Source organism: Nocardioides sp. AX2bis, assembly GCF_902506435.1.
Classification (GTDB): Bacteria; Actinomycetota; Actinomycetes; order Propionibacteriales; family Nocardioidaceae; genus Nocardioides.
In genome coordinates this window covers 2,859,756-2,871,947 of sequence record NZ_LR733215.1, presented here as the reverse complement: position 1 = coordinate 2,871,947, position 12,192 = coordinate 2,859,756, and the positions used below count along the sequence as shown (strand labels likewise).

Genomic DNA, 12,192 nt, shown 5'->3' with positions numbered 1-12,192 from the left:
CCCGGGCGTCCGGGCCGGGTGCGAGGATCGGACTCCTCGGGGCACGGTGACGCCGCGAGTCGAGCGTCCGGGGAGGGTCATGAGGCACTGGTGGTCCGCCGGTCTCCTCGTCGTCGTCGGGCTCGTCGGGTGGTGCGCGGTCCTCACCGCCCCCGAGGGGCTGCGCGGCGGCGACCTGTGGCCGGTCGGGGTCGCCTCGGGCGTGCTGCTGCTGGCCGGGCGCCGGGCCTGGGCCTGGCTCCCGCCGCTCGCCGTCGTCGCGTTCCTGGGGACGTGGGCCGGTGGCCGGCCGGTCGAGGCCGCCGCGGGCTCGGCCCTCGGGATCGCCGCCGAGGTGACCGTCGTCTGGCTCGTGCTCACCGCCAGCGGGCGGGAGCGACCGCGGCTGCACAGCTTCGCCGACCTCGACCGGTACGCCACCGCCTCCGTGCTCGGGGCGGCCACCGCCGCCCTGGTGGCCCTGGCCACGACGGCGGCGACGGGGTACGGCGACCCGCCCCTGGTGGCGCTGGCCGTCGGGGCCACGCACCTGTCCTCGCTGCTGGTGGTGCTGCCGTTCTTCCTCTCCCCGGTGGTCGAGCCACCCGGCGCCGAGCGGCGCGAGCAGGTGGTCGCGTGGCTGGCGGTCCTGCTGGTCTCCCCGATGGTCTTCGTGGTCGACGAGGTCCCGGCGCTCGGCTTCCTGGTGATGCCGCTGCTGGTGTGGGGCGCGCTGCGGCTGGGGACCTGGCAGGCCCTGGCCCAGGTGCTCGTCGTGGCCGGCATCTCGTGCGTCTTCTACACCCTCGGGCGCGGCCCCGCCGCGTGGCTGCCGCCGGGGGCGTCGCCCGAGGTGCTCGCGGTGCTCCTGCAGCTCTACGTCGTGGGGTGCGCCCTGGTGGTGATCCCGCTCGTGCTGATGGTGAGCCTGCGGCGCACCTCGGACCGGGAGGCCGCCAGCGAGCGCGACAAGCTGGCCAGCGTCGTCGACGCCGCCCGCGGGGTCGCGATCATCGGCACCGACGACGGGGGCCGGATCACCCTGTTCAACCCCGGTGCCGAGCGGCTCCTGGGCTACCGCTCGGAGACCGTCCTGGGCCGCACCGGCCGCTTCCTGCACTCCGAGGAGGCGATCCGGGCCAAGGCCGCGGAGCTCGGGGTCCCGGCGGAGTACGAGGCCGTGCTCAGCGCCCTCGTCGACCGCGCGCACGACCGCACCCTGCTGGCCTACCGACGCAGCGACGGTGAGGAGCGCGTGCACCTGACGACGCTCGCCGAGATCGTCGACGACCGGGGCCGGGTCAGCGGCTGGGTCAGCACCTCGGAGGACGTCACCGAGCAGCTGGAGACCCAGCGGTCCACCGAGCGCGCCCTGACCAGGATGAAGGAGGTGGACGCGCTGAAGGACTCCTTCATCTCCACGGTCAGCCACGAGCTCCGGACACCGGTGACCAGCATCGTGGGCTACCTCGAGATGCTCGGCGACGGCCAGTTCGGCGAGCTCTCCCGCAACCAGCGCGGTGCGGTGGCCCGGGTCGAGGCCAACAGCGGCCGGCTGCTGGCCCTGGTCGACGACCTGCTGACCCTGGCCCGGATGAACGACGCACCCGACCCGGTGGGCTCGGGGGAGCCGGTGCCCCTGCTCGAGGTGGTGCGCTCCGGGTGCGCGGTCGTGGCGCCGCAGGCCGACCAGGCCGGCGTCACCCTGCGCCAGCCCGGGTCGCGCGGGCCGGGCCCGGTCGTCAGCGGCGACCGCCAGGCGCTGGAGGGCGTGGTGATCAACCTGGTCGGGAACGCCGTGAAGTTCACGCCGTCCGGGGGCGAGGTGATCATCGAGATCGAGCAGGACGAGGCCGACGACGCCGGGGCCGTACGCCTGTGCGTCCGTGACACCGGCATCGGCATCCCGGCCGAGGAGCTCGAGCTGCTCTTCACCCGGTTCTTCCGCTCGTCGACGGTGCGGGACACCTCGATCCCCGGGAGCGGGCTCGGCCTCGCCATCGTCCAGGGGGTCGTGCAGCGTCACGCCGGGACGATCGAGGTGGAGTCCGAGGTCGGGGTGGGGACGACCTTCGTCGTCACGCTCCCGCTGGCGCCGGCTCGCTGACCTCGTCGTCGCGGACGTCCACCGCACCGCTGCGGTGGAGGTCGGGCACGCGGGTGGCGGCCAGGGTCGCGAGGAGCAGGAAGAAGGCCAGCACCGCGAACCCGATCGTGTAGCCGCTCTCGGCGGGGAAGCCGCCCGGTCCCGTACGCGCGGTCACGACGCCGGCCATGACCGCCGAGCCGATGGACCCGCCGATCGTCCGGATGTTGGCGTTCATCCCGCTGGCCACGCCGGTCTGGGAGGCCGGCACGGAGGCGATGACGACCGAGGCGCTGCTGGAGATGACCAGCCCGGTGCCGAGGCCCTGGACGGTGATCCCGACCAGGATCTGGAGCACCGTGTCGTGGAAGAGCGCGAGGCTCAGGTAGGACAGCCCCGAGATCAGGGCGCCGGTGAGGATGACCGCGCGGGCGCCGAAGCGGCCCATCAGCCTCGAGGTGGAGAAGCCGACCAGGAAGCTGGCCACCGCGGAGGGGAGCAGCAGCTGGCCGGACACGGTCACCGACGCTCCGAACCCGTACCCCGAGGACTCCGGGGTCTGCAGGAGCTGGGGCAGGAAGCCGAAGGACGCGAAGAGCCCGAAGCCGACGAACAGCGTCACCAGGTTCGTGGTCCACACCCCGCGCCGGCGCATCATGTGCATGTCGATCAACGGGACGCGCACGCGGGTCTCGAGCCGGATCCAGGCCGCGGCGAGCACCGCCGAGAGGGCGAGCAGCCCGATCACGCGGGGCGAGCCCCAGCCCCAGGTGTTGCCCTGGCTGACGGGCAGCAGCAGCGCGACCAGCCACCCGGCCAGGAGCACGGCCGGGGCCAGCGGCAGGCGGGTGGCCGCCCCGCGCGGGGACTCCGGCACGAAGCGCGCGGCGCCGGCCGCCGCGAGCAGGGTGGCGCCCATCGGGAGCCAGAACAGCCAGTGGTAGCCGAGGGCGTCGACGACCGGACCGGCGACCACGATGCCCAGCCCGAACCCGACGGCGGTCAGCGAGGCGAGCACGGACAGCGCTCCGGTCATCTTGTCGCCGAACTCGTCACGGATGATCCCGAACGACAGCGGCAGCACCCCGCCCCCGGCGCCCTGGACCACGCGGGCCGCGATCAGCCAGCCGATGCTCGGCGCCAGCGCGGCCAGCAGCGAGCCGACCGCCAGCGCCATCAGCGTCACGACGAGCATCCGCTTCTTGCCGACCACGTCGCCGATCCGGCCGAGCAGCGGCGTCGCGACCGAGGCCGAGAGCAGGTACGCCGTGAGCACCCAGGTCACCGTCGACTGGTCGGTGTCGTACTCGACCTGGATCAGCGACAGCACCGGCACCACCATCGACTGGAGGAGGGCGAAGGCGCCGACGGCGACGGTCAGCACGGCGAAGGTCACCCGCTGTCGGCGGCGCGTGGCGGGGGACACGGTCAGGAGCTCCTCGGAGGATCGGGTGCAGGAGGCTGCCGAGACGGTTGTCCAAAGCAACGATGTCCGAGCCTAGGTCCGCCCCGGCGGTGCGGTCACATCCGGGGCGGGGTGAGGTGCGCGACGTGTCGTGCTACCTGCGGCGCATCTCCCGGACGAAGATCCAGATCAGCCAGAGGCCCCCGGTGAGGAGGGTCAGGACGGCGTCGAACGCGAACTTGACCAAGCCGTACTGGCGCTGTGCCATGGGGGAGCCTCTCGTCGTGCTGCATCGGATGCGTACCGGTGCCCGCGAACGACGAAGGCCCTCCCCGGTCTACCTGGGAGGGCCTGCCTGCTTCGCTGTCGGTACGCCATGTAGGACTTGAACCTACAACCCGCTGATTAAGAGTCAGCTGCTCTACCAATTGAGCTAATGGCGCATGCCGCGGTGCTGCGCTGCGGCGAGGACAGACGTTACCAGCGTCCCCGCCGCGGCGTGAAATCAGCCGGAGGTGATCCTGCGCTCACCCGGCGTTCAGCGCGTGGCGTCCCCGTCGAGGTCCTCGAGCGCGGCCATCGCGGCGCTGTGGCCGCCGAGCCCGGAGACGGCGCCGCCGCGGCGCGAGCCCGACCCGCAGACCAGGACCGCCTCGTGGTCGGTCTGCACGCCCCAGCGTCGCGCCGGGGTGTCCAGCAGGGCGCGCCCCGGCGCCCAGGGCCAGTCCAGGTCGCCGTGGAAGATGTGGCCGCCGGGCATGGCGAGGTCGCGCTCGACGTCCTGCGGCACCTTCGCCTCCAGGCACGGGTCGCCGTTCGCGTCGCGTGCGACGCAGCTCATCAGCGGCTCGGCGAGGTGCTCGTCCAGCGAGGCGATCGCGCGCTCGACGGCCAGCTGCTTGCGGCTGCCGTCGTCGCCCTCGAAGAGCCGCGCCGGGGTGTGCAGCCCGAAGTAGGTCAGCGTGTGGGTGCCGACGGGCACGTCGCCGAGGATAGAGTCGTCCGACAGCGAGTGGCAGTAGACCTCGCCCGGCAGCCGCGCGGGCACCCGCCCGGCCGCGGCGTCGTCGTAGGCCGCCTGGAGGGCGCTCCAGGACTCCCCGAGGTGCAGCGTCCCGGCGAACGCCACGGCCGGGTCGACCCCGGAGCGCAGCCGTGGCAGCCGGTCGAGCAGGAGGTTGATCTTCAGCTGCGAGCCCTCGGGCTTCAGGGCCGGCTCCTCCGGCTCGCCCCGCAGGATCGACAGCACCCAGGGCGAGACGTTCGCGAGCACGCGCGTCGCGCCGACGGTGCGCTCCCGGGTCCCGTCGTGCCAGGTCACCTCGGCGCCCCCACCGGCCTCGCCGGCGGCACCCGTACGGATCGCGCTGACGCCGGCGCCGGTGACCACCTCGGCGCCGGCCTCCGCGGCGGCCCGCGCGAGGGCGTCGGTGACCGCGCCCATCCCGCCGACGGGCACCCGCCACTCGCCGGTCCCGTTGCCGACCAGGTGGTAGAGGAAGCACCGGTTCTGGGCCAGCGACGGGTCGTGCATCGAGGCGAAGGTGCCGATCAGGGCGTCGGTGCCGACGATGCCGCGGACCAGGTCGTCGGAGAAGCGGGCCTCGATCGTCTCGCCGAGCGGGCGCTGGACCAGGTCGCGCCAGACCCCGGCGTCGACCTGGTCGCGCACGGCGCGCTCCGCGGGCAGCGGGTCCATCAGGGTCGGTGCGACGACCGCGGCGAGCCCGGCGACGTCGGCGTAGAAGCGCTGCCAGGCCTCGTGCTCGGTGCGGCCCCGCTCGGCCCCGAGGAGGTCGGTGAAGGAGCGTCGGGTCGCCTCGCCCTCGACCGACTCGACCAGGAGGCCGGCAGCCCGCCCGTCACGCTCGTCGGGGGAGTAGGAGGCGGTGTCGCGCGAGACCAGGCGGAGGTCGAGGCCGAGCTCGGTGACCAGGCGGGTCGGCATCAGCGAGACCAGGTAGGAGTAGCGCGACAGCCGGGTCGGCACGCCGGGGAAGGCCGGCGCCGAGACGGCGGCGCCACCGGTGTGGTCCAGCCGCTCGAGCACCAGCACCGAGCGTCCGGCGCGGGCGAGGTAGGCGGCCGCGACGAGTCCGTTGTGGCCGCCCCCGACGACCACGACGTCGTAGTGCGAGCGGGACGGGGTGGAGGCGTTCACGGCGACAACCTAGCGCCGCCCAAGATGCTTGAAGGTTCAACCAAGACGACGTACGATCGGGGCATGCCCGCGATCACCGTCGACGACCTGACCGTCCTGCCCCGCCTGTCCGCGCCCGGTCTCGGCGACCAGCCGCGTCCGGTGTGGTCGGTGACCACCGCGCCGCAGGGCTACGAGGGGGAGGGCTTCCCGGTCCGCCGCGCCTTCTCCGGCATCGACCTGCGCCAGCTCGACCCGTTCATCATGATGGACCAGATGGGCGAGGTGGAGTACGCGCCGGGCGAGCCCAAGGGCACCTCCTGGCACCCGCACCGGGGCTTCGAGACCGTCACCTACATCATGGACGGCACCTTCGACCACCAGGACTCCCACGGCGGTGGCGGCACGATCACCAACGGCGACACCCAGTGGATGACCGCCGGGTCCGGGCTGCTCCACATCGAGGCCCCGCCGGAGTCGCTGGTGCAGTCCGGCGGGCTCTTCCACGGGCTGCAGCTCTGGGTCAACCTGCCCCGCGCGGCCAAGATGAGCGCCCCGCGCTACCAGGACCTGCGCAGCACCGACGTCGCCCTGCTGACCACGCCCGACGCGGGCGCGCTCGTCCGGGTCATCGCGGGCTCGGTCGGCGGCCACGACGGTCCGGGCTCGACGTACACCCCGATGACGATGGTCCACGCCACCGTCGAGGCGGGCGCGCAGCTCGAGCTGCCCTGGACCGTCGAGTTCAACGCCCTGGTCTACGTCCTCAGTGGCCGCGGGACCGTCGGCGTCGACCAGCGCCCGATCGTCGCGGGCCAGGCCGCCGTGATGGGGGCCGGCGACTACCTCGGCCTCGCCGCGTCCGGGACCCAGGAGAGCCGCTCGCCGTCGATGGAGGTCGTCGTCGTCGGCGGGCAGCCGATCCGCGAGCCGCTGGCCTGGGCCGGGCCGTTCGTGATGAACAGCAAGGACGAGGTGCTGGCGGCCTACCAGGACTTCCAGCGCGGCGCGTTCGGGCACCCCGTCGGCGCCTGAGCGCCGGTCCGGTCCGCGCGGCTAGCGTGCGGGCATGGCCCGCCTCTTCCGCGACGAGCACGGCGTCCCGCACGTCCGCGCCGGTGACGTGCTCGACCTCGCCCACGGCCAGGGGGAGGTGACCGCGCGGGACCGCGCCTTCCAGCTGGAGTGGCTGCGCCGCCGGGCGACCGGCACGACCGCGGCCGTCGTCGGCCCGGCCGGCCTCGACTGGGACGTGCTGGCCCGGCGTACCCGGCTGGTCGACGTCGCCCGCCGCGGCTGGGCCGCCCTGGAGGAGGAGTCCCGTGCCTTCGTCTCGGCCTACGTCGACGGGGTCAACGTCGGCCTGGCGGACCCCGGCCACGCCGAGGTGCCCGAGCTCGCGGCCCTGGGCACGACGCCCCAGCCGTGGGAGGAGTGGACGCCGCTGGCGGTCTTCCTGGCCCAGCACCTGCTCTTCGCCAACCTCGGCGGCAAGCTGTGGGGCCAGCGGACCCACGAGGCGCTCGGCGACGGTGCCGACCTGCTCGACCCCGAGGGACCCGAGGGCGGGAGCAACGCCTGGGTGGTCGGTGGCGCGCGCGCCGCGAGCGGGTGGCCCCTGGTCGCCGGCGACCCGCACCGCGTCATCGAGTCGCCCGGTGCCTACCTGCAGGTGCGGCTGGCGTGCGAGGACCCCGACGACGCCTTCGACGTGGTCGGGTTCGCCTTCCCCGGGGTGCCTGGGGCGCCCCACTTCGCGCACGCCGGCGAGGTCGCCTGGGCGATCACCAACGCGATGGCCGACTACCAGGACGTGTACGCCGTGCGCCTCGACGCCGCCGACCCCGCCTCGGTCACCGACCACCACGTCGAGGTGGTCGAGGTCGCCGGGCAGGAGCCGGTCCAGGTCGAGGTGGTCCGGACCCCGTGGGGCGACGTGATCGAGGGCGGCCTCGCCGAGGGGCGCGGGCTGGCCCTGCGGACGGCCGTCTCCGAGCTCGGTGACACCGGTCTGGGGGCGCTGCTCGGGCTGCTCCGCGCGCGCAGCGCCGACGACGTCGAGGCCGCGTTCGCCGGCTGGGTGGAGCCGGTGAACAACCTGGTCGTGGCCGACCGCGGCGGTGCGGTCCGCTACCGCCTGGTCGGCCGGGTCCCGCTGCGCGACGACGCCAACCGGCGCCGGCTGGCGGACCCCGACGACCCGGCCGCCGAGTGGCGCGGCTGGCTGGACCCGCCGCGCCCCGACGACGTCGGCCCGGACGGCGCCCTGGTCACCGCCAACGACCGGCGCGGCCCGGAGAGCGAGGACGTGGGGGCGCTGTTCGCCGGCCCCTACCGCCGGGACCGGCTGTGGGCGCTGCTCGAGGACCGCCGCGACCTGACGGTCGCCGACCTCGCGGGCTTCCACGACGACGCCCTGCTCGACCCCCGCGCCCGGCTCACCGTCCTGACCGACGGCTGGGACGGCTGGCTCGCGGGCTGGGACGGCCGGATGGAGGCCGGGTCGGCCGACGCCGCGCTCTTCGCGGCCTGGCGCTCGTCCCTGACCCGTCGGGTCGTCGCCGAGCCGGTCCTCGACCCGCTGCGCGTGCCCGCGCCGAGCGCCGTGCACGCGCCCTCCCTCGACCTCACGGTCCGGGTCGGGCGGGCGCTGCCGACGCTGGCCGCGACGGACCGGCCGCTCGGGATCGACCTCGTGGCCCACGCCGAGGCCGCCCGCGACGAGGTGCTCGCCGCCCGTGACGCCGCCCGCGCGGCCGGCCGGCCGGCGGACACCTGGGGCGACACGCACGTCTTCGCGCCGGTCCACCCGCTCGGCGTCGCGGCCCCGGCCGTGGCGGCGGTGCCGGCCGTGCCGCTGTCGGGCGACACCGACTGCGTGCGGGCGTGCGCGTCCTACCCGGGACTCACCGACGCCTGCGGGCGCGGCTCCGTCGCGCGGTACGCCTGGGACCTCGCCGACGTGCAGGCCTCGGGCTGGGTGGTCCCGACCGGGACCCACGCGGACCCCCGCAGCCCCCACCACCACGACCAGCTCGACGCCTGGGCGGCCGGGCGGCTGCTGCCGGTCGTCACGGACTGGGACCGGCTGGCCGAGGAGCCGCTCAGCGGGCGGCGGGACCGGGGCTGAGCAGGTCCTTGGCGAACCACGCCTGGGCGTGCGGGTTGTCGTTGTACGCCTCGACCCGCGCGTACCCGGCGCGCTCGTAGAGCCCCACCGCCTCGGTCAGGACGAGGTTGGTGTCCAGCACGACGCGCAGGTGGCCGAGCAGGCCGGCCAGCGCCTCGAGGTCGCGGAGGAGCCGTCCGCCGAGACCGGTGCCGCGCCAGGCCGGGTCGACCCACATCCGCTTGACCTCGCCCGCGCCGCGCTGGGGCCCGGAGGTCACGGCGACCACGCCGCCGTACGCCACCGGCCGGGACGGGTCCGCCCCGTCGCGCCCGAGCAGCCAGTGCCCGGCGTCCGAGACCGGGCCGGGGTCGAAGGTGCCCTCGAAGCGTGCGGCGACCTCGGCGAGGTACGCGCCGAGCGCCTCCCGGGCGAGCGGGTCGCGGGGGTCGACCTCGGCGATCGACGCGGCGGGGGCGGGGGAGCTGGTCACGGACCGACCCTAGGAGGGGGCGGTCGGCCGCAGCGCGCCCTACCGCCCGTGACCCCGGTCACCTAGACTTGCCGACCGATCGGTCAGGTATGTCGCGCAGCGAGGAGCAGCCCATGGAGGACCTCAGCCCCCGACCCGGGGACCTGGAGGCGATCGAGACCGCGTCGGTCGACGAGCTGCGCGCCCTGCAGACCGAGCGGCTGCGCTGGTCCGTGCGGCAGGCCTACGAGAACGTGCCGCACTACCGCGCGGCGCTGGACGCGGTCGGGGTGCACCCGGACGACGTGCGCGAGCTGGCCGACCTGGCGCGGCTGCCGTTCACCACCAAGCCCGACCTGCGGGAGAACTACCCGTACGGCATGTTCGCGGTGCCGCGCGAGCAGGTGGTGCGGGTGCACGCCTCCTCCGGCACGACCGGACGACCGACGGTGGTCGGTTACACGCGCGACGACATCGAGACGTGGGCCCACGTGATGGCGCGCAGCATCCGCGCGGCCGGCGGCCGGGCGGGGCACGTGCTGCACAACGCCTACGGGTACGGCCTGTTCACCGGCGGCCTCGGGGCGCACTACGGCGCCGAGAAGCTGGGCTGCACCGTCGTGCCGGTGTCCGGCGGGATGACCGAGCGGCAGGTCCAGCTGATCGTCGACTTCGAGCCCGACCTGATCATGGTCACGCCGTCCTACATGCTCGCGATCGTCGACGAGATGGAGCGCCAGGGCGTCGACCCCCGGGCGACGTCGCTGCGGGTCGGGATCTTCGGCGCCGAGCCGTGGACCAACGACATGCGCCGCGAGATGGAGCGGCGCCTCGACATGCACGCCGTGGACATCTACGGGCTGTCGGAGGTGATCGGCCCGGGCGTGGCCGCGGAGTGCGTGGAGACCAAGGACGGGCTGACGGTGTGGGAGGACCACTTCTTCCCCGAGGTCGTCGACCCGGTGACCGGCCAGGTGCTGCCCGACGGCGAGGAGGGCGAGCTGGTGCTGACCTCGCTGACCAAGCAGGCGATGCCGGTCCTGCGCTACCGCACCCGCGACCTCACCCGGCTGCTGCCGGGGACCGCGCGCACGATGCGGCGGATCGAGAAGATCACCGGCCGCACCGACGACATGATCATCCTGCGCGGCGTGAACCTCTTCCCCACGCAGATCGAGGAGCTGATCCTCTCGCTGCCGGTGCTCTCGCCGCACTTCCAGTGCGTGCTGGAGAGGACCGGCACGCTGGACTCGATGGTCGTCGTGGTCGAGAGCCGCGAGGGCGTGGAGCCGGCGGCGGCCGAGCGGGCCGGGCTCGAGCTCCAGAGGCTGGTCAAGAACCGGATCGGGGTCAGCGTCGAGGTGCGGGCCGTGGCCCCGGGCTCGGTCGAGCGCTCGATGGGCAAGATGCGACGGATCGTGGACCGGCGGGCGGCGCGGTAGGAGTCGCCGGGCGTCGGTGGGTGGGCCGACGCCCGGCCTACCGCCTGATCTTCTTCAGGACGTACTCGCGGCCTCGGTGTCGGCGCATCTCGTAGGCGGGGTCGTGGGCTCTGCGGTGGTGGTGTCCGCACAGGGGCAGGGCGTTGCGGAGGTCGGTGGGGCCGCCGCGGGACCACTCGAGGAGGTGGTGGAGCTCGCACCAGGCGAAGGGTCTCTCGCAGCCGGCGATGCCGCAGGTGTCGTGCAGGGTGTTCAGGGCGTAGCCCTGGTGGCGGGTGAACTTGCGCCGGGACTTCCCGACATCGACGGGCATGGAGTCCCCGCCCAGGACGACGGGGAGGTGGCCGGCGTTGCAGGCCAGGCGCCGGATCGAGCGGATGGAGATGACCTCGCCGGTGGCCAGGGTCCCGGTCCCGACGCCGGCGGCGATCTTGTCGAGGGCTGCGGTGATGAGCAGGCCGATGGTGTTGCCGTGGTCGAAGCCCGTGGTGGGCAGGTGCTCGATGAGCTCGCAGAACCCCGCACCGATCTTCTCCCCGTAGGAGGTGCCGTGCTGTGCCGACTCGTCGGTCAGGGGCGTGCCGTCGGTGTCGCGGGTGTGACGCCTCGGTGCGGTGAGCTTCTCCAACGCCGCCTGCAGGATCCTGCCGTGCAAGGTGGGGATCACGAACGTCCCACGGAAGGTCCCATCACCCCGGTCGTTCAGGGACAGGTAGCACTCCCGGTGCGCTTCGTGCTCCTCATCAGCGACGTCGTCGCCCTCGGCGGTGTCGGCCTCGGCCTTCGACGGGAGCATGTTGGCGAACACCCGCCGTGCCTCGTCACGGAGCCTCTTGGCCGACATCGGCCGGCCCTTGCCCTTCGTGGGTGAGGACTCCCCGGTCGCGGTCAGGACCAGTGATTCCTCCGCCGACTCGATCTGCTCGGGGGTCAACGCCTTGGGGGCGCGTTCGGCGGCACGGACGAGGACCTTGGCCTGCGAAAGGCGGAGTGTTCCGGCTTCGAGGGCGCGGCGGGTGTGGTGGTACCGGGTCTGCAGGAGGGTCGCGATGTAGGTCCCTCCGCGGAGGACCTCGGTGGGGTCGCCGGTGAGCTTGGCGAGCCAGGAGGCGGGGTCGGGGTCGGCTTCGTCGCCGACGGGGCCTTGTTGTCCGCGGTCGCGGGCTTCGGCGAGGACGGCGAGCTTGTAGGCAGCGACCTGGGACTCCAGGGCGGTGATCTCGTGGGCTGCGGTGGTCAGGTCGGTGTTGGATAGTGCGGTGGTCGACACCCCGGCTGCGGCTGAGACCGCACCGCGGGCGTCGAGGAGGGCGCCGGTGATGCGGACCCCGGGACGTACCCGTGTCGGCCCCGGCACCCACGGTCCGTCACATCCGAGGTCGGCGGCCTCGGTGTGGGTGTCGTGGGTGGTGGTGGTCATGGGTCTACTCAAGCACTGACCGCCGACAGCCCTGCCGTTCAGAGGGCCTTTCCTGACCACATGGGAGTAACAGTAGAACAAACGTTCGGTGATCGGCTGTGATCGGGTCGGGAGGGGTGTCCGGAAACGTCATCTCGAG

At 73.9% G+C, this 12,192-nt stretch carries 8 protein-coding genes and 1 tRNA gene; 4 read left to right on the top strand and 5 right to left on the bottom strand.

Annotated features, from left to right (window positions below; translation table 11 throughout):
* Positions 1–79: 79 nt before the first annotated feature.
* Positions 80–2,086 carry an ATP-binding protein gene (locus tag GV155_RS13695; protein ID WP_160008781.1) on the top strand — a complete coding sequence of 669 codons (2,007 nt, stop codon included), beginning with the start codon at positions 80–82 and terminating at the stop codon, positions 2,084–2,086.
* Here the strand turns inward: GV155_RS13695 and GV155_RS13690 are convergent.
* The 3 genes from GV155_RS13690 to GV155_RS13680 all read right to left on the bottom strand — a co-directional run bounded on the left by GV155_RS13690 (position 2,058) and on the right by GV155_RS13680 (position 5,631).
* On the bottom strand, positions 2,058–3,491 hold the full coding sequence (locus GV155_RS13690; RefSeq protein WP_160008779.1) for an MFS transporter: 1,434 nt from the start codon (positions 3,489–3,491) through the stop codon (positions 2,058–2,060). The two genes, GV155_RS13695 and GV155_RS13690, sit on opposite strands and share 29 nt — an antisense overlap.
* A 349-nt stretch (positions 3,492–3,840) precedes the next feature.
* Positions 3,841–3,913, bottom strand: a tRNA-Lys gene (locus GV155_RS13685).
* A 95-nt stretch (positions 3,914–4,008) separates the two neighbouring features.
* Positions 4,009–5,631, bottom strand: a complete 1,623-nt coding sequence (locus GV155_RS13680; RefSeq protein WP_160008777.1) for a phytoene desaturase family protein — start codon at positions 5,629–5,631, stop codon at positions 4,009–4,011.
* A gap of 63 nt (positions 5,632–5,694) precedes the next feature.
* On the opposite strand from GV155_RS13680, the gene GV155_RS13675 reads away from it, so the two are divergent.
* The gene (locus GV155_RS13675; protein ID WP_160008775.1) at positions 5,695–6,645 is read left to right on the top strand and encodes a pirin family protein; all 951 of its coding nucleotides are present in this window, start codon (positions 5,695–5,697) and stop codon (positions 6,643–6,645) included.
* A 34-nt stretch (positions 6,646–6,679) separates the two neighbouring features.
* A complete protein-coding gene (locus GV155_RS13670) occupies positions 6,680–8,740 on the top strand; it encodes a penicillin acylase family protein (protein ID WP_160008773.1) in 2,061 nt (686 codons plus the stop codon).
* On the opposite strand, the gene GV155_RS13665 is transcribed toward GV155_RS13670, so the two are convergent.
* A complete protein-coding gene (locus GV155_RS13665) occupies positions 8,715–9,212 on the bottom strand; it encodes a GNAT family N-acetyltransferase (RefSeq protein WP_160008771.1) in 498 nt (165 codons plus the stop codon). The genes GV155_RS13670 and GV155_RS13665 overlap by 26 nt on opposite strands.
* A 113-nt stretch (positions 9,213–9,325) precedes the next feature.
* Here GV155_RS13665 and paaK point away from each other — a divergent pair, with 113 nt between their 5' ends.
* Entirely contained in the window at positions 9,326–10,633 is a 1,308-nt protein-coding gene (paaK, locus tag GV155_RS13660; protein ID WP_160008769.1) for a phenylacetate--CoA ligase PaaK, read from the top strand.
* 37 nt (positions 10,634–10,670) lie between these two features.
* On the opposite strand, the gene GV155_RS13655 is transcribed toward paaK, so the two are convergent.
* Positions 10,671–12,053, bottom strand: coding sequence for an HNH endonuclease signature motif containing protein (locus GV155_RS13655; protein ID WP_160008767.1), 1,383 nt, complete (start codon positions 12,051–12,053; stop codon positions 10,671–10,673).
* Positions 12,054–12,192: the final 139 nt, after the last annotated feature.

Bases quoted from the DNA above. Each gene is read 5' to 3' on its own strand.
- GV155_RS13695 (WP_160008781.1), top strand. From the start codon at position 80: ATGAGGCACTGGTGGTCCGCCGGTCTCCTCGTCGTCGTCGGGCTCGTC.
- GV155_RS13675 (WP_160008775.1), top strand. From the start codon at position 5,695: ATGCCCGCGATCACCGTCGACGACCTGACCGTCCTGCCCCGCCTGTCC.
- GV155_RS13670 (WP_160008773.1), top strand. From the start codon at position 6,680: ATGGCCCGCCTCTTCCGCGACGAGCACGGCGTCCCGCACGTCCGCGCC.
- paaK (WP_160008769.1), top strand. From the start codon at position 9,326: ATGGAGGACCTCAGCCCCCGACCCGGGGACCTGGAGGCGATCGAGACC.
- GV155_RS13655 (WP_160008767.1), bottom strand. From the start codon at position 12,053: ATGACCACCACCACCCACGACACCCACACCGAGGCCGCCGACCTCGGA.